The sequence below is a fragment of the Vibrio hepatarius genome, assembly GCF_001274785.1.
Classification (GTDB): Bacteria; Pseudomonadota; Gammaproteobacteria; order Enterobacterales; family Vibrionaceae; genus Vibrio; species Vibrio hepatarius.
The window spans coordinates 72,043-91,249 of the sequence record NZ_LHPI01000013.1 but is presented as its reverse complement, the minus strand read 5'-3'; the positions used below and the strand labels follow the sequence as shown (position 1 = coordinate 91,249).

The following is a 19,207-nucleotide window of genomic DNA, read 5'->3' as shown; positions in this document are numbered from 1 at the left end:
GGCTTTTTTATTGGCAATTACACTACATTTTCTTGTTGCTGATTTTTGCAATTAATTCCTTTTCATTATGCCACCACATTGCCACACCTAAACCGATTCCTATCCAACCAAAAGTATTTAAAATTACATTCTGCTCTATTAGGTAATGAACAATTAAAAGTGCCACACCGGAAGAGCCAATTACCCAATGCATATGTTTTTTCCCTTGTTACATGATTAGATAGATCCCGAAGACTGTAATGCTGATTTTTTGGCTGTGCGCCTTTTAACTAGATAGTTACGTAACATAAACCCCTGCACCACAACCACACACAGGATTAATATAAATACACTGGAGGTGATCGACAGTATTGCCGCAACATGAGGAATTACACTGCTACCGACAAAGTGATTCACTCCACCGAGCAACGTGCTCAAAAACTGACAGCCTAATCCGACAATAGCGATTAACAAACTAAGTCGGCTTGGTATATCCATCTTATCCACCATGAATGCAACCACGAACTTACTGCGTACCGCTTTCAAAGACTTCATTTACTCTTCTTCCTGTAGTCTATGCTGCCCTTTGTCAGCAAGAAATGATATGTGTATCCAAACGTCGACTTTCCCTATGATTTTCTTTTTCTTGAATCCGATTACCAACTGTATATGACTTTCCCTACCAGATTGCTTTGAGGGACAAAGCCCCAGAATCGACTATCCTGACTTTCATCTCGGTTGTCTCCCATAACAAAGTATTGACCTTCTGGAACTTTCCAGACTCCCTTTTCCATGTCTTTCTGAATGAAGAAGCTATCTATTCTGTCGGATTTAGTGTTATCGATCTGAATGGCGTTATCGAACTCAACTAACTTTAGCCATTTAGATTCCACAGTAAGCACTTTATCTTTGTATATAACCGTGTCGCCAGGGACGCCTACAATACGTTTGATGTAATTTATTCCAGGATTATCAGGCAGCATAAACACAGCTACATCACCATGCTCTGGTTTCTCCCGGTACAACAAAACATTGTGGAATAACGGGTCGCTCACCCCGTAGGCAAATTTATCGATCAACACTGATGTGCCAACCTTGTACGTCGGCAACATGGATTTTGTTGGGATTTTATAGATTTCAAAGAAAAACGAGCGTACTAGAAATACATAGAGGATAACGGGAAACAGCATACAAATGACTGAGATCAACACCGGGCGACGGGCTGTTAACTTGACGTCGCTAGTGACCTCACTATGCAATGTAACTATTGATTTATAGCGTGCAGGCATCCATACATGGCGCTCCAACAGCCATATGATTGCACAAACCAACGTAACAAACGCCAGTGTCAAAACGAAAAAGTTTACCACGGTAACCGCCATACATTATATTTTGAAAGTGTGGTAAATATTACCCTACACTCTACCTCTTGAAAATCTCTCAGTTTTGTAATGACGCAGACTTTATTCCCCTCACGCATCTTGCATGTTCAATATTCAACGTTAGAATTGCATTTTTCGTTAATTACAGGGTGAACAAGTGATAATGATACGTAAGGTCTATCAGATTGTTGCACACCACCTACACAAAGTGACATGGCGGTCGTTGCTCGGTGTCGTTGGGCTGCATTACGCGATTTGTTGGGCTGGCTTTTACTTATGTGGTGAATTTGAACTAATTCAACCTATTAATTTTATCCGCTACATGTCGGTATCAGGAAGCACAGTTGGGTTCGGCGTACTGACCCCTGTAACTGACCCAGGCTCATTGTTCATGGCCATCTACCAGTTACCGGTATCTTTAGCCATCTTCGGGGCGTTACTTGGGAAAATGATTAATCAAACACGGGAAATTATCGAGCGAAACATGAATGGAACCTCAGATTTTAATAGCTTTAATAAACACGTTCTCGTTGTCGGCTACCGGGGCGAAGAAACGGATTCACTGATCAAGTGCATTTTATCTGACGAACGACGCCAAAACGGAAATATTCTCTTATGCGTAAAAGATTCTTCAATGACACACCCTTTGCCTGACTTATCAGAGGTGTCCTTTGCTAAAGTCACCTCATTTTCAGATGTAAATGAACTTGAACGAATCGCGGCACACGCGGCAAATCGAGTAATTATCCACGCAGAGAATGATGAACAGACCTTGACGGCCTCTTTGTCGTTATCATCTGCTGTAAATGAAAAATGCCACATCGTTGCTTACTTTGATTCACCTGCGAACGCAGAGCTGTTAGACAAACACTGCAAGAATGTTGAATGCGGCACGAACCGGACATCATCTTTACTTGCACGATCGATGCAAGACCCCGGCTCTAGTCGAGTGATTAGCCAGTTGCTAAATCCTCTAACGGGTGCGACTCAATTTTCTCTGCAAGTCCCTCTTTTACACTCTCCAGTAAGCATTGGGCAACTATCCGACATAATGAGGAAAAGAAATAAAGCCACGTTGATTGCAGTTTCAACACTACAGTCTGGTGATGACGTAATCCTTAATCCCGATGAAAACCATTTGGTAGAGTCTGGTCATTTTATTCACTACATCGCCGCTAATCGAGTCATGAGCGATGAAGTTGATTGGCAAGCTGCTTAAACACGTATCAATGGTCGCTTTCAGCGGCCATTTTTTTTGCGCGTTTTAAAGTGCCTGCAAATATAGATCCTAATTAACAATGAAGGATTTAGACATGCCCAAACAGTTACTCTCTGTACCAATTGATTCTCTACAGCCTACAGTGCCTACAGAATCGCTCATAGAAGACTTCAAAATCAGTGCGAGGACTTCTATAGCTCGTAGCTCTCCATCGGCTCCACTCAAGCAGTTGCTCAAAGCAGGATTGATTAAAGGTAGTGTCTTGAATTATGGCAAAGGCAGAACTAGCCAAGATTCAGACGCGATTAACAAAGTGGCTTTTTGCCACGATTATGATTATGTGTACGCTCCCTTCCCGGAACTGCTGGGTAATTCATACGACACGGTATTTTCTGCTTTCGTCGTTAACACTTTACCACCAGCTGCACGTGACCATGTATGGAAACAAATGGCTTCGGTTTGTAAAGGAAAAGCGTACATTGCCGCTCGTTCTTCCACTGACCGTGGCTTAAAGGGTGTTCGTGAGCAAGACGGTCTAAGGACGCTCCGATCAACATTCCAAAAAGGTTACCTGAAAAACGAGCTAAAGCTGGAAGCACAACAGTATTTTGCATCCGTTAGAGAGATTCCAACCAAAGGCGCATTTCGATTAGTTGAGTGCTCACATGACTTCTTAGAGGTTACAGGGAACTCCACGCAACTTAGCCTAGTACAATAACTTACTGTTGAGCAGTCGCGCCGGGCTGCATAGAAGTCACAATCAATTTTCTCACCGAAGAACAATAACAGGCAGGTGTCTTGTGGGACTTCTGTCTGTTTATCTTCAACGTAGTTTTAATACCCCTAAACCTCCCCTCTTATTGCCCATATATCGCTATGTTTTCAGCTATTGTGCGATCTCCAATTGTAAATATAGTTGTTTTAAACCAACCAAAACACTGTGGAAATTTAAATGCAAAATCTACTTACGCAACCAGTTCAGACACTATCAACTACTCAGCTATCAGAGCTATGTGTTTACCTAAACAGCGAGTACCGTAAAGGCTCTCCAGTCGTGTCTGACGAATCATTTGACTTTTATGCTAGTGAGCTTTTTGCTCAAGATCCTGAAAATGTTTTCTTCTCACAACCACAACCTACTGACACCGCCGCTGACAATGCGAAAGGTCGTATAGGGCATCCAACCCCCATGCTTTCGACAGACAAGGCGTATGAACTAAGTGAAATCAAAACCTATGTTGATCGCTGCCATTCAATCGCTTCCTCAATTGGCATGAATCCAGAAGATGTTAAGTTCCGTGTCTTAGCAAAACTGGACGGTATTGCAGGCCGCTATGTAGCTTCCACTCGCCAACTTGTAACACGAGGCGATGGAACATTCGGTAACGACATTAGCCAACTGCTAGATAATGGGCTTGTGATTGTCGGTGACGCGAGTCGTGATGGCGTGGGTGAGGTGGTAATGCCTACTGCCTATTTCGAAGACAATCTAGCAGATGACTTCGCACATCCACGTAATTTCGTAAGCGGAGCAGCTAGTGCATCAACATATAGCGACGCGGCTTTAAAAGCTCTCAAGGACGGAGCCATTCACCTTGTACTGTACCGCGACATGCCAGTGATTGTAGTGAGTGGTGACGAACTACTGGCTAACCTTGATGAACTTGTACTACGCACAAAAGAATCATCTCCATATCCTTTGGACGGAACTGTCATTGAAGTTGAATCTGATGAACTCAAAGTAAAAATGGGTAGCAACAATCGCTACCACAACTGGCAAATAGCCAAGAAAGAGGCTGGTGAAACCGTAGATGTGGAAATCATTGGTGAAACACTTTCTGTTGGCAAGACTGGTCGTATTACCCACGTATTCACTATCCCACCAACGGAACTGTCTGGTGCAGTGATTACAAAGATTTCAGGGAAGAATGCAAAGTACGTGAAAGACCACGGTCTAGGTATTGGAGCAAAATTTCGCTTGATAAGATCTGGTGAAGTTATCCCAAATCATTTAACAACTTTAGAGCCTGTAACCCCCAACATTCCAACTAACTGTCCGTGCTGCGGTGAGCCGACAGAATGGCTTAAAAATCCTATGACTGGTATTAACACATTCATCGCGTGCAAAAACATTTCATGCCCTGCACAACAAGGTCGCGCTATCTCGCATCACTTCAAAATGCTTGGTATTGACAACTTTGGTAGCGCAACGATTCAGCGTCTAATTGACAATGATTTCACGTGTTTTGAACAGATTTATCTAATGAACGAAGAGTCATTTATCAATATTGGTTTTGGTTCGGGACAAGCTGCCAACCTTGTATCTGAAATTCAACGAGGAATCCGTGAGCCTATTCAAGATAAGTTCCTTGTCGCTAGTTTAGGTATTTCAAAACTCGGTCGTTCAGCGAGTATGAACATTCTAAAACACTTCCGCATTGACGAACTGGGTAGCCTTACTGAGAGTGATTTAAGTGCTATTCATGGATTCGGTAAGAAAAACTCAAAGCACATCTCAGAATCGCTTACAGCGCGTCGTGACTCTCTGAACTTTCTTTTGTCTCGTGGCTTCAATATCCAGCATACACAGGACATTGAAAAGGAATTAAGCGAGACATCTGCGAATGGCTCACTAAGTGGCGTTAACATCGTATTCACTGGCACTATGAGCGGTAGCCGCGATGAAATGCAGGCAGATGCGAAATCGAAAGGCGCTAACGTTCAGAAATCTATTAACAAGAAAACGAATGTACTTTGCTGCGGCGAGAAAGTGGGACAGAAAAAATTAGAGCAATCTAAAGAGCTTGGTGTTGAAATCATCTCCGAGAGTGAATACTGGGAGCGCTATAAAGACTAACCATCTCCTACCATACAAGGCCAGCTTAAAACGCTGGCTTTGTTCATTGCGGGTTGCAGCAAGTAACGTAGCCTAATTAAATCATCCAACAGCTCATTGAGATACAAATGAACAACACACAGAACAACTCAGATGCACACCGCTTTGATGGCACAGTTTCACTAGCCGTTTTTCGCAACAAGATTGAATCGCTATATTCTGACTGTAGTATAACTACCGAAAAGCATAGTGAGCACGGTTCAGACCTAACCTTGTTTTATGTGAATGACGGTCACTGCGGAACATGGCAAGCAGGATCTGGCGTTATTTTCTCTGTCTCTCGTGTAGAGAGGAACATCAAAACATCAAGAGATCTTACTGATTTCATGTCTACGATAGACGTGCCTAAAGATCTCTAAACATCGACTATCACAACCGTATGACTGGGAAGAAAATGAGTGTAAACAAGTCGAACTTGGTTTCATCTGTGAAATACCGGTTTATATCAAAATCGGATGTAGCCGTGAAAATCCACGTCCATTTACCTGATGACACTACAACCTTTCAAAGTATTGGATTCATAAAGAGTAATGAACGATTAGCGTTAATAAAGGCTGTTAAAATACGTGACGAGATTGGCGAACGAGCTTGGGGTAAGTACTGGCATCAAGTATTAAGAGATAGGTATCTCTTCACACGGTTGCCTCATACACTTGAACCAAAGATCATATTTAAACCACGGGGTGATACCATTGATGAATGCTATTTGGCTAAATTCCCTGTTGTTGTTAATGGTCAAAGAAAGATGAAGTCTGTTGTACGTTCGATCAGAAACAGAGGTAGAGAGGAAGCCTACAAACAGACCAAAAAGGCAATCTTGGATGGCTACAAGGACGTGCTTGACATAATGCTGTTTATGGGGCGAATCACGGCAGACGACTTATACCTAACCCTACCCTCTGGCAAAAAATAAATTGCATTTATTTCTAAGCTGCCCTTGCAGTACACCAGAGAAAATTTCTATGCTTCTTTTAAATAAAAAAGCAAATGAAATATATCAAAGCTCTAACAGTGCTGATTAACGCGCTAACAAAGTTGATCAAAACCCTCGATGACAAACCAATACTGGTACAACTCTCTGTTCTTGTATTGTGCCTAAGCATATTGACCGCCACGGTTGGTATTGTCTTAACGTCATAAAAGCTAAAGGCGCATTCTATGATGCGCCTTTACTTTGGGCTAAGCGTACTCGGCTTCTAATATTTCAAATGAATTTCGCTTAAGCTCTAATACTTCCCCAGGTTCAGGTGGTTTCAATACCGATTTAGGACAGAATAACACTACGTTGTCATAATCACCTCCAACTCCTATATACGATTCAAAAATCGCTATGGCCTCATGTGCCCCGTAAGCAACTTTAGCTGCATACCCTTGTGATAGGAGCATCCGTAGAGTAGCCAATTGGTGAGGCTTTAATGCATTTCTGGCTTCTGATATTGAGCGATATGAATCAACAGGTCGTTTAAATTCAATGTATAGCCCATGAAACCCTAGTTTTGGGCAGGCAAATTGGCAGTCTGGCCAACCAGCTTTCTGCCCTTCTGCGCACAACCTGAAACGCTCACCTTTGCGTCTAAAACCGCCGTTTGGTGTTGCTGCTAAAAAATTGTAATACTCAGGATAACGCTCATATACGTAGTCAAAAAATAGAGTTTGCTCGTAATGCTCCCTGTCTTTAGAAATCAGGTCTGGACGTTCGTCTAAACGGATGATCTCTTGCTTATGTGGATTGGTTTCAATTTTTTCTTGCTGTGCAGTAAGGTCATTGAACTCTACAAGTGATAGGGTTCCGTTTTGAGGTAGTTGCTTTGCACTAACTTGCCTGAACCCAGTTCGACGCTGTTTACTGGCTGTTTTACTATTGCTGCCAGTATGCTTGCCACTACCGTATGTGGACTGCGCAAGTAACGCCAGTCTCTCTGCTTTCGGGAGTACTGCCATCTTTAGAATCAGCCCTCTGAATAGCCCGCGCTATATGCGTCAAAGGCTTGGCTATAACGCTTATATCGATTGTTGTATGGCTTATTGTTTTCAGCATCTGCACGTCCTGCCTTGTATGCAGAGCTAATTTTTAGCACTTTCACAACAGGAAACAGTGGTGACGTTAACGTAAGAAAACTCGTGACCAGGATTGACCACAATGGCGGCTCAATTCCAAATGCGCCTGTAGCGCTAACCGCAATAGTTACAACCATTAATCCGTGAAAGAGCCAAGACTCAAGAATGTTTTGGATATACAGGCAAAACAGGAACAGAGTAGATTGTTTCTTGCTTAAATGACCTGATCGATGTCTTTCTAGATACTGCTCGATTGTACGGCTTCTCAGATAACCATTTTCAAAATACACGTATTACTCCGCTTTCAATATTTAGCGTTATTGTAACACCATGAAAAGTTAACATGCTATTTTTACCTGTAATGAATCCCCTACTCTTCTCAATTCGAACATAGTTCTCAAATCCGATCTCCTGAACAAATCAGAGAATTTTTTCGCACCATAACGTTTATGATGGATACTAGGGTTTAGTGAACGTACACTTCTATTAACACTGGCGGTCATAGCCCAGCCATCAGAATTCAAATTCTGTTTAATGGCCTTCTTAAGTAATTTGATAAGCTTTAAAAGCGGCCCAGAAAGACCGTGAGGACGTTTGTTTTCTTCTACCACCTCGTTGTAGCACCAATAGTTATTGCAAGCCATACGGAAGCTCTCAGGAGCCTTAGCTTCACCAAACCCCTGAACATCGACCCCCAAGTTTCTGAATCGTCGAGCTAGAACTGCGAAATCAGAATCCGAAGTGATCAAAGCTACTTGGTCAAACTCACTGCGTCGCTCATACAGCAAGGTCATTGCATCTACCACTAAAGATATGTCACTACTGTTTTTCCCAGCAACAGCCCCAGGTTCATTAACTAAAACCATGCTTTTAGAGATGGCGTATTTCTTCCAGGTCTTGAGCCCCGGCCTTGAGAAGTCACCATACACACGCATTTCTATAAGGTTGTCGGTTCGTTGAATAAACTTAGTCACTTCACTCAGTTTCTTGGCTGAATAGTTCTCAGCATCAATCAAACAGATCGTTCTTTTCATCGGGTCTTGCTCCACATTTTTCTAGGTTAAGCCCAATGAAATCATGGAACACTCAACCTGCAAGGCATAAAAAACGCGGCAATGGCCGCGTAATTATCGTCAAATTGTCTTCATTATTTCTGACGTGATGTTCCGTATACGAGTAACAATCCAGCTGTTGCTGCCAGCGTATTGCCGACATTGTTGGTTCCACCAGCAATCGCAATCAACACAGCTAGGGTTAGCGTTATTCCAATGTAAACTAAATGCGTGTTTTCTCTTGCAAGTTCATAGTTTGCTATGTTGTCACGGCATTCCTGCCACCCTTCGGAAATGCATACCTGCTTTTGCTTCAACTCTTGCCACTTAAAGTAAAGCCCAATAGTTAACGTCAGTGCGATACTCATGATTAATATTGGTGTTGGGATCATATGTACTCCTACCTAGTATTCTTCACGTAAGCGTTCTCGGATTTCGCTAAAGATTGGCATAGCTCGTTCAGCTGCCTTTTTTCTAGCAAAACGGTGCAACACATATTCTTGTCCATCTTTGACATAGAAAAGTTCGTAACCAGATTCAATAATCCCTTCATTTTCCGTTGTAGGCATTGTTGTCGACCAGCCACCATCAATTGAATGGAATACATCGCGCATCTCAATATCTGCATTGCTATGAACAAAATCCTCTTTGCTAACCGAAACAAAGTTACCATTTCGGATTATTTTCAAGGCTTGTGCGTCGAAAGTTCCGTCTTCGCATACGTCTGATAGGTAGTTAAAATCTAGTCCAGAATAAAGGTAGAAATGGTTTCCCTCACGAACGAAAATATTCTCTTCTTCCTCGCAATCTGCAAGGTCTACTGCGTTTACTTCTAATCCGGGAACATTTGTGAAAACTCGGTCCAACCGCCCGTTTTCTTGCTCAATATAAACTGATGGTGAGATTGCGTTCACAGACTCAAGTTTTACGACCGATTGTGTATCGTCAGGGTCTGTTAGATGACCGTTGGCAATGCTTGCCTCAATTGCTGCACGAACATTTTCTTTGAGAGATTCTGATATAGACTCGGGGAAAACAACACCTTCCACGGAAAAGGTAAGATTGATATTGATAGAATTCATATGGGGTATTCTCTATTTAGTGAATTGATACCCCAATTAAATTGCAGTTTCGTAAACGCGCAATATGCCAATTATGCAGGGATTCCCTTATGCGAAAACTCGACCTGAGATCCAATTAAACCCAGCTCTGTCACTGCTAAACCTAGAGAATCAGACTCACCAAGGAGTATGAATTTTGTTTGGGAAAGAATATTTTTCTTCCATTGAGACATTGCTAATCCGCGTTCGGGTTGAATCTGCAGGGTAACTATCAAGGTTGATGCCAAAGCATCCGGGTCAAATGCTCTTTCTATTCGATGACTTTTTTCCTGATCGCTCAGTTGAGCCGAATCATATGGTGCAAGCATAGTATCTGGCCAAACGACTCCATGCATGTCCGAAAGAATCAGCCAAGGCGAGCCTTTTTTCTCAACGTATGTCTTACACGCACAGAACATTGGTGACGTATACAACGAATGAGCCTCAATCGCTTTTTCTGACCAGTCTTGTTCTACGGATGCAGAAACAATGTATACCTCGTATTTTGACATACTTTCCCTTTGCTATTACGAATTCAATTTTGAAAGTTAGTGGCTTTAAAACCGCTGCTAATTTAGACTATGAAACTTGAACAAAAACTGTGGAAGCCCAAAATCAAGATGAACGCAATTAATTTCCCAATATCAGCTCAAGTCTTAATCCCAAGTGAAGATAGTGTTTCACTGCGGATCATGTTCAACAAAAGTGAGAACATATCTAACAGTATAACTCTCAGACCAACACAAACGCTAACTATTAATAGCGTAAGCGTAACTATTGAGCAGGTGGATTCTACTGATTTGGGTAACTGGGCTAAGTTTAAGATTTGCGCGAGCACTGGGGAATTAGGTGTTCTTGCTCTCGACTTGAACTTCATGGGGAATGAATTTCGTATCCAAGATACAGAGGGTGTACATTGGCATGGTGATGAAGTTTGTTTCGACCTACCTGGTAACTCTAAAAAAGAATTGGTGTTATGGATAATGAACAAGCCCTCAGCGTAAGCCGAGGACTCTAGAAACTAACTGGCTATTGACCAACGGCCCAAGTTTGATTGCTGCACTCCACACCCAAGCCAGCGCGCTTTAAATCTGTTAAAGTTACTTGCAGAACATGGCTATCAATATTAATAGGGCCGTGTACTGCAGACCATTCAATTTCACCATTATGCTTAATCTCCCCTACTTCAAGCACAGCATTCGCAATTGAAATTGGTTGGTCCAAAGTACCAAACCATTCATTTGGATTCGCATTGGCCAATTTAGCCCGTTCAATGAGTCGCTTAGTAATCTTCGGCTTTGCTTTCGAACGCGGCTTCAAGATCGCCCAAGGGTAAATATCTACCGGCATTTGTTCAGAGTCAAAAACAAAACGGTAGAGGCCATCGCCATATTTTGCCATCTGTGCGAGTGTCATCAGAGAGGATTGGCCGCTCATATCCATTCCAAGCTTTAGAGCCGACATTTCAAAGTTAGGGTTGGATGATAGCCAGCATATAGGCTTCTCAGGATACTGAGGCTTTAACGGGCTGGTACGTAAAAGCCCCATTTCAAAGATAGATTCGAGTTTAATGCCAAGTGTGTAGTGGAATAGTTTCACTGTGTTGCCCTTTATTCGTTTCGACTCCCACAATTAAAAATCGAAGTAAAAAACGCGCAACACGTGAAACCGCCCTTTCGTTGATTTATTTTGTAGATCTTTTGCGAATGAAAGCAGCCATTAACAGGAAGAATACGGCGCCAAAAGATGTGCTACCACCAGAGCTACCACTGTTTGCCTGATAATCTGATTCATCATCGCCTGAAACATCGATGTCATCGGCATCTTCAACGGTTGTATTGTATGAATCGCGCATTGTTGATGTCACAACCAGATCGGGAGTAATTTCGTCGTTTAACACAGACTCAATCCAGTCACTATAATCCGCAACCTCAGTGAATACGGACGTATCACTCGATGTTGAACTCTTACAGCCATCCCAACCATAACTCGTGATGCCTACCTGCACGTATTCAGCCAAGTCATCGTCATACCAATATAAAGGACCTCCCGAATCTCCTGAACATGTAGAGTTCCGAACGCCAGTGCTTGCATTATATGCACCTTGCATACACAGCTGATTTTCCCCAGCTCCCATGTCGCATGAGTCAGTTGGGACATATGTCAGTGTTGTGTATAACAATTGATCTGAGTAGCTACCACTCTCTGTCATTCCTAAACCAACAGCAATGAAGCTTTCATCTTCTACTCTGTATGAATCTGCTTGTGTAGATTCTGCCAACACCGCGTAATCAGAACTGGAAACATTCATATCATCTTCAAGCTCTAAGATTGCAATGTCATTTGGCCAAGGCACCGAGCTTTCACTAGATGAATCCACATAATCTGGATGACGGTAAACATTCGTAATTCTGATGTTCTCTACTGCACCAGATAAAAATTGATTTGAATTCGACAGCTGCGGAAGAACTGCAGTATACACAAGATATTCCTCGTTCAACCCTCCACTTCCATCACTAATACAGTGCGCAGCCGTAGCGACATGATTAGCATCTATAATTGTTGCGCCGCAATATTGGCCATAAACACCAGTGTAACTTGATGCGTCGTAATAAAGAGCCGCGTAGGAAGGCCAAGTATCTGTAGTAGTAGTCAAACCGTTATAAATATATGTGCTGTATTCCTCACTACTTGCGGTGGAGGTGTTGGTCAGGAGCAACACGGAACAGATAGCACCGAATAGACTTAATTTCTTCATTTGAACCTTTTTACTTCTCTGTTTCTTCTGATTTGATGAAGCTTTTCTCGTATAAGCCATCTTCGAATAAGTCACGATCAACAACCAAATGTGGGAAACGATACGCCCGTTCGATATGCTCGATTTCAGTCATATGGCATTCGTCCTCTCGGGTGCCGTAAATGCTCTTTAATTGCTCGTAGCCTTCGAAATCAGGATTCTTTTCAGAATCATTTGATACGTAGCTAGTTGGATACCATGTATCTTTCTTGAACTTAGCAACTAAAATGGCAGGTAATTCACCAAAAAATACCTTATTAAAGTTATCTTTTGAAAGTGACAGACCAGAGTACGTAATGTCCATTTTTTTACAAAACATCATCAAGAGCTTGTAATGTTTTCTGCATTTTTTGTAGTTCCAATCATCACTTCCAGAAACGCTGTAAGTAGCAATTTCTTTACCATTTATTACTTTCGTTCTTTTGAAGATCACTCCTATCTGAGTTTCGTTCTTGGCACTATCTCCTAATGACAATTCATACTCTGTGTTTGGTTCATCTGTACCAATCACAAATTGAAGTTCCACTCGTTCATTCTTGAGTTTAAGTTTTGCAAGTTTTGCTGCTAGAGAACCAACGTTTTTATAAACTTTAAATTGACCATCGTGTTTCTGGAATTCTTTGCCGGTCCCTTTGAGCCACTTGATGTCGACATTGAAACGCTCCGATACCTCAGCCAATACATCATCATTTAAAGTATCGATAAGCTTTTCATCATCCATTAGCACTGAACGTGGAATCTCCTTGCTGTTGATTAACAGAGGGATGTCGAACGGATTTATCTTATGCACTTCAAAAACATAGCGGAAGCGAGAACATACCGTTTCAAGGCATACAGAAATGTTCCCAGTCTCTGATTCTTTCACAGAAGTTAACGTGTTCTGAATGAAATCTACTGCTGAACAGTTTTGTTGATATGAACAGTTTTCTACCCACTGTTTCAAATCAGAATCGAGCATAAGCTCAACACTATTTGGTGATTTATCTTCTTGTTCAACTTCCAAAGCAGAGGTTGGTAACTTACCTGTAAACAAGACATACAAGCGATTCCAAAAACTCAATTCTTGGCAATCATTTCCCATTTGAACTACTCCATATACACATAACAATTCAGCTTGTAATTTCAGTATACAAGCCAACTCATATTTCCAAAATTACACGACTATCAGAATCGCGCAAGATCAAATACAACACAGTCCATCGTTTTCAAATTTGCGCGTTTTTACATCTGTCGTTTAATACATGTATACCAATTGAATACGAGAAATGAACATGATTAATAAGTTTGAAATTGTCTTGAGAAAGATTCACAACAACCTTATAGCTGCTGGCGTAATGCTGACTAATGGCCTCACTGCGGGTGACGCATCTGGATACGAGATGTACGGTGAGAAAACAGGTGATAACACCTTCCTTATACATGTTCGTAAGGCGTCCTTTGTTCCAAAAAACGAATTTGGCGAGACTTATGAAAAGCACTCTCTTTCTGAATTACCAACGAATGACATATGGCGTCGTTTCGAATCAGATAAAGCAAACTTGTTTGGTGGTGTAATTGTTGGGCGTGACAACCAGAAGTTTGAAAATGAACCGACTGAGTTAAATCGACTGGCGGTAGTTTCTGTCATTGAAGACAAAGCAAATCTGGTACCGACTGACGGACACTATTTGTTTCGCTCAACAAACGCGGTTGAATCGGATGAATTTATTACATTCTTCATGGAAAGAGATTTAACAAAAAATACAGAGACGTTATTGGACGCTTTGCAAGGTGATGCCTTGATGTCTTTCTACCGTAAGCCCTTTTGGTCTGACCTCACAGGGCAACCGTATCGTTTGAAGTCTGATTTAACACTTAAGGGGATCTCTCTTCATAAGCAACAATACTGCGACCTAGTTAAATTCGGCAGCGTACAACCAGAAACCAAGGAAAATATGCGCGAACACTGGCTAAATGTTAACGATGACAGTGAGTATGTTGATTTTGTTCAAGCTCTTAGCACAGAAACGGACTTACCTTTCCAACACTTTGACCGCCTGCTTTCGGAATCCGAGCACGAGGTAATAAGTGCAGCCGTAAAGCGAATTACTCAAAACCAATATCCACAATCTGTTAAGTGAGGCTGTCATGGGAACAATGCTAGTAGGTGAAGGTACACACTATGAAAAAGCACTTTCATGGGTCAAAGTGGCGATTGGTGACAACATTAAAATGCCTGATGGTTCTATTTTCAAGCTTGAGAAGAAGAACGCGAAAAGTGCAGTTTGCATCGATGATGCCGGCGAATCGGTAAATATTCCGATCAAGAAATTGCTACCGAACGGATCGGATGCCTACGTGTCTTCGGTTGTTCGCCAGTTACAAGACTCAACTGAAATAACCTTCGACGCAAATACCGAGGATTATTTTCAAGACAGCACATTACCAAACTACGAGTGCAGTGATTCCCTATCTTTGGCTAGGCGCTTAATCCGGGCTAACCGCTGCAGCACTGATCCAATGAAAGACATCCTTGAGCATCTGGCAAATAAATTGTCAAAGCAGGATGCCGGGTTAAGCTCAACAAAGAAAAAAAATGCGGCAAAACTGGCAGCCCGACACCTGCTGGGTGATTTTCCTGTTCCAATGCACTCTGATACCCACTACGCAGCTGCAGAGTGGTTGGCCTTTGATACATGGTTCTTTAGACATCACAAGACAGCTAGGCTCATTGAACTCGCCACCAGCTTTGATGAAACACTAAAAGCCCGAATTGGTCAGAAAGCCTTTAGCGCTGTTTTCGCTTATCGCCGGGCATCAACGGCAAAAGAACAATGCACGAAATTATCAGATTGCTTACACGGATGGTTCATGCGAGCTGACACCCCAACACTAGAAAAAATGAATGAAGCTTATAACCATCTACTTAACCGCATCGATTATCAGTCGAGAAGAATGGCTTTTATCATCATGAACAAGGCAATATTCAACTCAAAAACTCCTGTTGAGTTGGTGGTCAGCACGCTAATCGATAGTGATGCATCAGATCTACTAGAACCAATCTTGACGAACATCCATAACATTGAGTTTGGTTATTCAAGCCGTTCGGCATTGCCTACATTTTCCGATTTGATCGGTGGCCGCGTTTCAATCACCGACGTTCAAGCCGCTATGGTCAAACGCGATCAGGACATTGAAAACCAGAGAACTCAACACGCGTTGGATGTAGCTGCATCCGTGACTAAGGTTGCTACCGTACTTGAATCCATTGAGAGTAGTCATCTGCCATTCATTAATAGAAAGTTACGCGAATCAGGCTGTAATAAGTTCAATAAAGAATGGTCATCTACTGATAACGACCACGTGCTAAAAATCAATTGCGCCGGCCGATATATTCAATTGCCGGTTTGTAACGACGATTTGAAATCTCTGACAGTAAAAAACTTCATTTCTGCACTTGATCACAAGTTAAGTGAAGCGGGTGAACAACTAAATCATGAACTGTTGGAAAGCTCGATCGATTATGCCTTTGCAGTAACAACAAAGTTTCTCCAGACACTAAATTAAAAGGAAAATGGTTTTGACTACGTTTCACGAAAGAAAGGCATCGAGAAAAGAATATTACTTCCGGTTTATTTATGGTTGGATACTAGTTCCGTGCACTTCCTGCAATGGCAGTGGGTATTATGACTCTAATGGTTCGCCTCCGTGTGGCAGTTGCAACGGCAGAGGGAAAGAACGCATCCGAGGGACTAAGGCTATTCAACAATGATTGAAATTTATGGACAACAAATTTAAGTGAATAAATGAGAATCAGACTTCTTTTGTGCGGTGCTGTAATGCTATTCGCTAACATGACAAACGCTTCGCCCGAACCACCAGCAAAACCATTTACGTTTTCCGCGGTTCAACTCAAATCATCTGATGTAGGTAATTTCTTCAAAATGAAGCTACTTGCCTCTCGTGCCAAAGCCGCTGGCGCCGAACTGGTCATTTTCCCTGAGAGCTCTGTTTTTGGCTGGCTAAATCCCAACGCATTTATGCAGGCAGAACCAATACCCGGAAAATATAGTGAGAAGTTTGCCCAGATTGCATCTAGCTTAAATATTTGGGTCGCCGTTGGCCTTGCAGAGAGAGCTGAGCGCGCTGGAGCAGGCAGCTTACCAGGCGCTTATAACGTCTATGATAGTGGAATACTCATTAATCCTGATGGAGAAATAGTTCTCCATAATCGCAAAGTGAATGTATTAGGTAATGCGTTTGACCCCGATGACTGCCAACGGTACTTAAACAAAACCAAATGCGGCTACACACCAGGAAAAGTCGAAGACATAAAAACGGTCAAGACTGATTTTGGCCAAACAACCTTACTCGTTTGTGCGGATGCCTACGTGCCAGGTCAAGGCAATATCACAGGTACTTTAGATCGAGTAAAAAAAACAAACGCTAACGTTATAATTGTACCGTGGGGCGTCACTTCGTCCGAGCAATCTCAATGCGGGAACCCCGGCTTTAATGCAACCGGCATGGCTAGTCATGCTGCAAAATATCTATCGGCTTATGTGCTTGGTTCAAATGGTACCGGAGAACGTTTATACGGTAACAACTTACCATCCTACTATTGCGGTTCAAGCGGTTTTAGCTCACCGTCAGGCAAATACACAGAGTCTACAGTTAGGTTTTCCGAAATAGCTACTTTTAGAGTGACGAATTAATACCAACTTCTATTTGATAAAAGAGCTGCAATTACGCGGCTCTTTTAGTATCTGCCCAGGGAGTTGCGCGATCTCGTTTTGACCGCAGTATTTGAAATATCAGATAACAAACGACTGAGATTTTAAATATGCAAAATGTACCACAAATACTACGCAACGCTCTTCCTCACCAGTTGGCCAACGTGGTTGCCGCAACAGGCGAATTCAATGGCACCATCGATATGCTTATAGAAGCAATTGAAGGATGCTCTGTATCCCTCCCGCAAAGCGCAGATGTTGATGAAGCGATCCCAGCTTCAATATTTGTACTCGACGAAGAGCTAGACGGCACTTCAATTGGTGCTTTAACAAAGCTTTGGTGTAAGCGCTTAGCGATTCAACAAAGTCAAGATGCCTTCTTATTGTCACTGGTTAAGCGAGCAATTACCGCTCTTGCAATAAACGACGATCTTCCTCAAGACGTGAGCTCATTGGACATGGCAAAGCTTGCTGAAATTGGCAGTAGAACCAGCCAGGATTTTCACGCGTCTACGGGTGACATCTACCAGTTCAATTCAACCATCAGTTGTTGGGAGTGCGGTGAAATGCATTTCGACATGGATTCGGATGGTTATCCCTGCGATCAACACGGAAACCATGTATCAGGAAATTTCCTGTAACCCGGCGCCACACCTTAAATGTTGAAACGAACTGGAGAATGAAAAATGGGCAAACACCTATCAATAAAAATTGGCAATTTACCGCGAACTTTTAAGAAGAGCTTATCAGGGATGCCACCCGAGATAGCAAAGAAGGCCAGAAACATTACTCAGCAAATTGCTTCTGGAACACCAACTGGTGAATTTGAAGCGAAACGACTGACGATTAATCGAAAAGTGCTGTCGTTCAAAATTGGCAGTCGGTACCGGATGTTGATGGCTGAAACACCTAATGGCATAGAACCTTGGATGTGTTGCTCGCACGAAGATTACAACAAGATCTACATGCGTATTTCGACCTCATAAAGATGTCTACGGAGACTTAATTGAAGTCGCAGAGAACTTTTTTGCCAAAAGCCCTTCTGGGCACAGAGTGTGGCCGCGGTTTCTGATGTCACAGAAGACACCATTGACGTCCCATAGAAGACATCAAGAACAATCAGAAATGAAATTCATGCACCCGTTACGGGTAAAAATTTAACTACGTTGGAGACAACAATGCTTACTGCTATTAATTATTTACTTTGGTCGCTTATCGGCCTGATGTGTGCCTATAAACATCAAAACCGTCCAACTGAAAGTATTTCCAAAACACCGTGGATCTTTCTATCGATAGTCTCTATGTCAGTGTCGATCGCCCAGAGTGTTGATACTGTCTTAACCCCTACTTTTCGACATTTCTCCAACTACCTGACTGGAGAATTGCAGTTCAGCCAGGCTTTGACCGAACTAATGCTCCTTACCGGGTTTGCAATAATCTGTTCAGTCTATTGCTACATGCTACCTGTAAGTGTTTCGGCATGGGCGTCTAAGCGTGCATTTGCGCGATATTCGGAGTGTGCAACCATATAAAAATTAAAACGAATTGGGGATATATTCATGAAAGAACAGGTTGTTTACCAGTGGTACCTTGAACACACGAACAGTTCAGAGAACAAGCATAAGTTCTATGAGGTTTCGATTGTCCAACGCGGTATAGATTCATTTGCTGTTACACGTCGTTATGGCCGAATCGGTACCAATAGTAAACCGCGAGACGTAGACACTTTTTCTGTCTTTGAATCTGCATTGACTAAAGGCCAAGAGTTAGTTTCCTCTAAGCGCTTTAGTAATCGTGATGCCTACTCGTTAATGCGAGAAACAAGCCCTAATGAAGTTGTTAGAGGCACACCAGCGCCCCAAATGGTTCCATCTATACCTGAAATCGTCATTGAAGAAGAACCAGCAGTAGATGACTCCTTCTGGACAGGTTTGAAATTGGCTTAAAAAAGATGGCCTGCTCAGCAGGCCAAATACTATCAGAGTGAGAGTAGACATATGATAGCCCGTAAA

Annotated in this window: 24 protein-coding genes; 12 read left to right on the top strand and 12 right to left on the bottom strand. The window is 42.4% G+C overall.

Features of this window, described 5'->3' with window-relative positions:
• Positions 1-22: 22 nt before the first annotated feature.
• The 3 genes from AKJ31_RS23030 to lepB form a co-directional block, all read right to left on the bottom strand.
• A complete protein-coding gene (locus tag AKJ31_RS23030; protein WP_157052367.1) occupies positions 23-193 on the bottom strand; it encodes a hypothetical protein in 171 nt (56 codons plus the stop codon).
• Positions 194-216: 23 nt separating this feature from the next.
• Entirely contained in the window at positions 217-534 is a 318-nt protein-coding gene (locus AKJ31_RS14540; protein WP_053409836.1) for a hypothetical protein, read from the bottom strand.
• 101 nt (positions 535-635) lie between these two features.
• Positions 636-1,361 carry a signal peptidase I gene (lepB, locus tag AKJ31_RS14535; protein ID WP_053409835.1) on the bottom strand — a complete coding sequence of 242 codons (726 nt, stop codon included), beginning with the start codon at positions 1,359-1,361 and terminating at the stop codon, positions 636-638.
• A 163-nt stretch (positions 1,362-1,524) separates the two neighbouring features.
• On the opposite strand from lepB, the gene AKJ31_RS14530 reads away from it, so the two are divergent.
• From AKJ31_RS14530 to AKJ31_RS14510, 5 genes are all read left to right on the top strand, one after another.
• Entirely contained in the window at positions 1,525-2,580 is a 1,056-nt protein-coding gene (locus AKJ31_RS14530) for an ion channel (protein WP_053409834.1), read from the top strand.
• 94 nt (positions 2,581-2,674) lie between these two features.
• On the top strand, positions 2,675-3,298 hold the full coding sequence (locus AKJ31_RS14525) for a class I SAM-dependent methyltransferase (RefSeq protein ID WP_053409833.1): 624 nt from the start codon (positions 2,675-2,677) through the stop codon (positions 3,296-3,298).
• 234 nt (positions 3,299-3,532) lie between these two features.
• Entirely contained in the window at positions 3,533-5,437 is a 1,905-nt protein-coding gene (locus tag AKJ31_RS14520) for a BRCT domain-containing protein (protein ID WP_053409832.1), read from the top strand.
• A gap of 107 nt (positions 5,438-5,544) precedes the next feature.
• Complete coding sequence (locus AKJ31_RS14515; protein WP_053409831.1) at positions 5,545-5,835, top strand: hypothetical protein; 291 nt, start codon at positions 5,545-5,547, stop codon at positions 5,833-5,835.
• A gap of 35 nt (positions 5,836-5,870) precedes the next feature.
• A complete protein-coding gene (locus AKJ31_RS14510; protein WP_053409933.1) occupies positions 5,871-6,389 on the top strand; it encodes a hypothetical protein in 519 nt (172 codons plus the stop codon).
• 266 nt (positions 6,390-6,655) lie between these two features.
• On the opposite strand, the gene AKJ31_RS14505 is transcribed toward AKJ31_RS14510, so the two are convergent.
• The 6 genes from AKJ31_RS14505 to AKJ31_RS14480 all read right to left on the bottom strand — a co-directional run bounded on the left by AKJ31_RS14505 (position 6,656) and on the right by AKJ31_RS14480 (position 10,198).
• Positions 6,656-7,417 (bottom strand): PDDEXK family nuclease, encoded by a 762-nt coding sequence (locus AKJ31_RS14505; RefSeq protein ID WP_053409830.1) that lies wholly within the window; start codon positions 7,415-7,417, stop codon positions 6,656-6,658.
• Positions 7,418-7,425: 8 nt separating this feature from the next.
• Complete coding sequence (locus AKJ31_RS23025) at positions 7,426-7,824, bottom strand: hypothetical protein (RefSeq protein ID WP_139374578.1); 399 nt, start codon at positions 7,822-7,824, stop codon at positions 7,426-7,428.
• 48 nt (positions 7,825-7,872) lie between these two features.
• A complete protein-coding gene (locus AKJ31_RS23255) occupies positions 7,873-8,568 on the bottom strand; it encodes an NYN domain-containing protein (protein ID WP_053409828.1) in 696 nt (231 codons plus the stop codon).
• A gap of 113 nt (positions 8,569-8,681) precedes the next feature.
• Positions 8,682-8,978 carry a hypothetical protein gene (locus AKJ31_RS14490; RefSeq protein ID WP_053409827.1) on the bottom strand — a complete coding sequence of 99 codons (297 nt, stop codon included), beginning with the start codon at positions 8,976-8,978 and terminating at the stop codon, positions 8,682-8,684.
• A gap of 12 nt (positions 8,979-8,990) precedes the next feature.
• Positions 8,991-9,668: a hypothetical protein gene (locus AKJ31_RS14485; RefSeq protein ID WP_053409826.1), complete on the bottom strand. Its 678-nt coding sequence runs from the start codon at positions 9,666-9,668 to the stop codon at positions 8,991-8,993.
• Positions 9,669-9,739: 71 nt separating this feature from the next.
• Positions 9,740-10,198 carry a DUF6884 domain-containing protein gene (locus AKJ31_RS14480; RefSeq protein ID WP_053409825.1) on the bottom strand — a complete coding sequence of 153 codons (459 nt, stop codon included), beginning with the start codon at positions 10,196-10,198 and terminating at the stop codon, positions 9,740-9,742.
• A 69-nt stretch (positions 10,199-10,267) separates the two neighbouring features.
• On the opposite strand from AKJ31_RS14480, the gene AKJ31_RS14475 reads away from it, so the two are divergent.
• Entirely contained in the window at positions 10,268-10,690 is a 423-nt protein-coding gene (locus AKJ31_RS14475) for a hypothetical protein (RefSeq protein WP_053409824.1), read from the top strand.
• 25 nt (positions 10,691-10,715) lie between these two features.
• Here the strand turns inward: AKJ31_RS14475 and AKJ31_RS14470 are convergent, their stop codons facing one another.
• From AKJ31_RS14470 to AKJ31_RS14460, 3 genes are all read right to left on the bottom strand, one after another.
• Positions 10,716-11,285, bottom strand: a complete 570-nt coding sequence (locus AKJ31_RS14470; protein WP_139374579.1) for a hypothetical protein — start codon at positions 11,283-11,285, stop codon at positions 10,716-10,718.
• 85 nt (positions 11,286-11,370) lie between these two features.
• Complete coding sequence (locus AKJ31_RS14465; RefSeq protein ID WP_053409822.1) at positions 11,371-12,444, bottom strand: S1 family peptidase; 1,074 nt, start codon at positions 12,442-12,444, stop codon at positions 11,371-11,373.
• 10 nt (positions 12,445-12,454) lie between these two features.
• Positions 12,455-13,564 (bottom strand): hypothetical protein, encoded by a 1,110-nt coding sequence (locus AKJ31_RS14460; RefSeq protein WP_053409821.1) that lies wholly within the window; start codon positions 13,562-13,564, stop codon positions 12,455-12,457.
• A gap of 190 nt (positions 13,565-13,754) precedes the next feature.
• Here AKJ31_RS14460 and AKJ31_RS14455 point away from each other — a divergent pair, with 190 nt between their 5' ends.
• The 6 genes from AKJ31_RS14455 to AKJ31_RS14425 all read left to right on the top strand — a co-directional run bounded on the left by AKJ31_RS14455 (position 13,755) and on the right by AKJ31_RS14425 (position 19,141).
• The gene (locus AKJ31_RS14455; RefSeq protein WP_139374581.1) at positions 13,755-14,603 is read left to right on the top strand and encodes a hypothetical protein; all 849 of its coding nucleotides are present in this window, start codon (positions 13,755-13,757) and stop codon (positions 14,601-14,603) included.
• A 7-nt stretch (positions 14,604-14,610) separates the two neighbouring features.
• On the top strand, positions 14,611-16,029 hold the full coding sequence (locus tag AKJ31_RS14450) for a hypothetical protein (protein ID WP_053409819.1): 1,419 nt from the start codon (positions 14,611-14,613) through the stop codon (positions 16,027-16,029).
• Between the two features lie 272 nt (positions 16,030-16,301).
• Positions 16,302-17,177: a carbon-nitrogen hydrolase family protein gene (locus AKJ31_RS14445; RefSeq protein ID WP_169780637.1), complete on the top strand. Its 876-nt coding sequence runs from the start codon at positions 16,302-16,304 to the stop codon at positions 17,175-17,177.
• Positions 17,178-17,305: 128 nt separating this feature from the next.
• Positions 17,306-17,836 carry a hypothetical protein gene (locus AKJ31_RS14440; RefSeq protein ID WP_053409817.1) on the top strand — a complete coding sequence of 177 codons (531 nt, stop codon included), beginning with the start codon at positions 17,306-17,308 and terminating at the stop codon, positions 17,834-17,836.
• A gap of 111 nt (positions 17,837-17,947) precedes the next feature.
• Entirely contained in the window at positions 17,948-18,181 is a 234-nt protein-coding gene (locus AKJ31_RS14435; RefSeq protein WP_169780636.1) for a ParE family toxin-like protein, read from the top strand.
• A gap of 573 nt (positions 18,182-18,754) precedes the next feature.
• Positions 18,755-19,141: a WGR domain-containing protein gene (locus AKJ31_RS14425; protein WP_053409814.1), complete on the top strand. Its 387-nt coding sequence runs from the start codon at positions 18,755-18,757 to the stop codon at positions 19,139-19,141.
• Positions 19,142-19,207 lie beyond the last annotated feature (66 nt).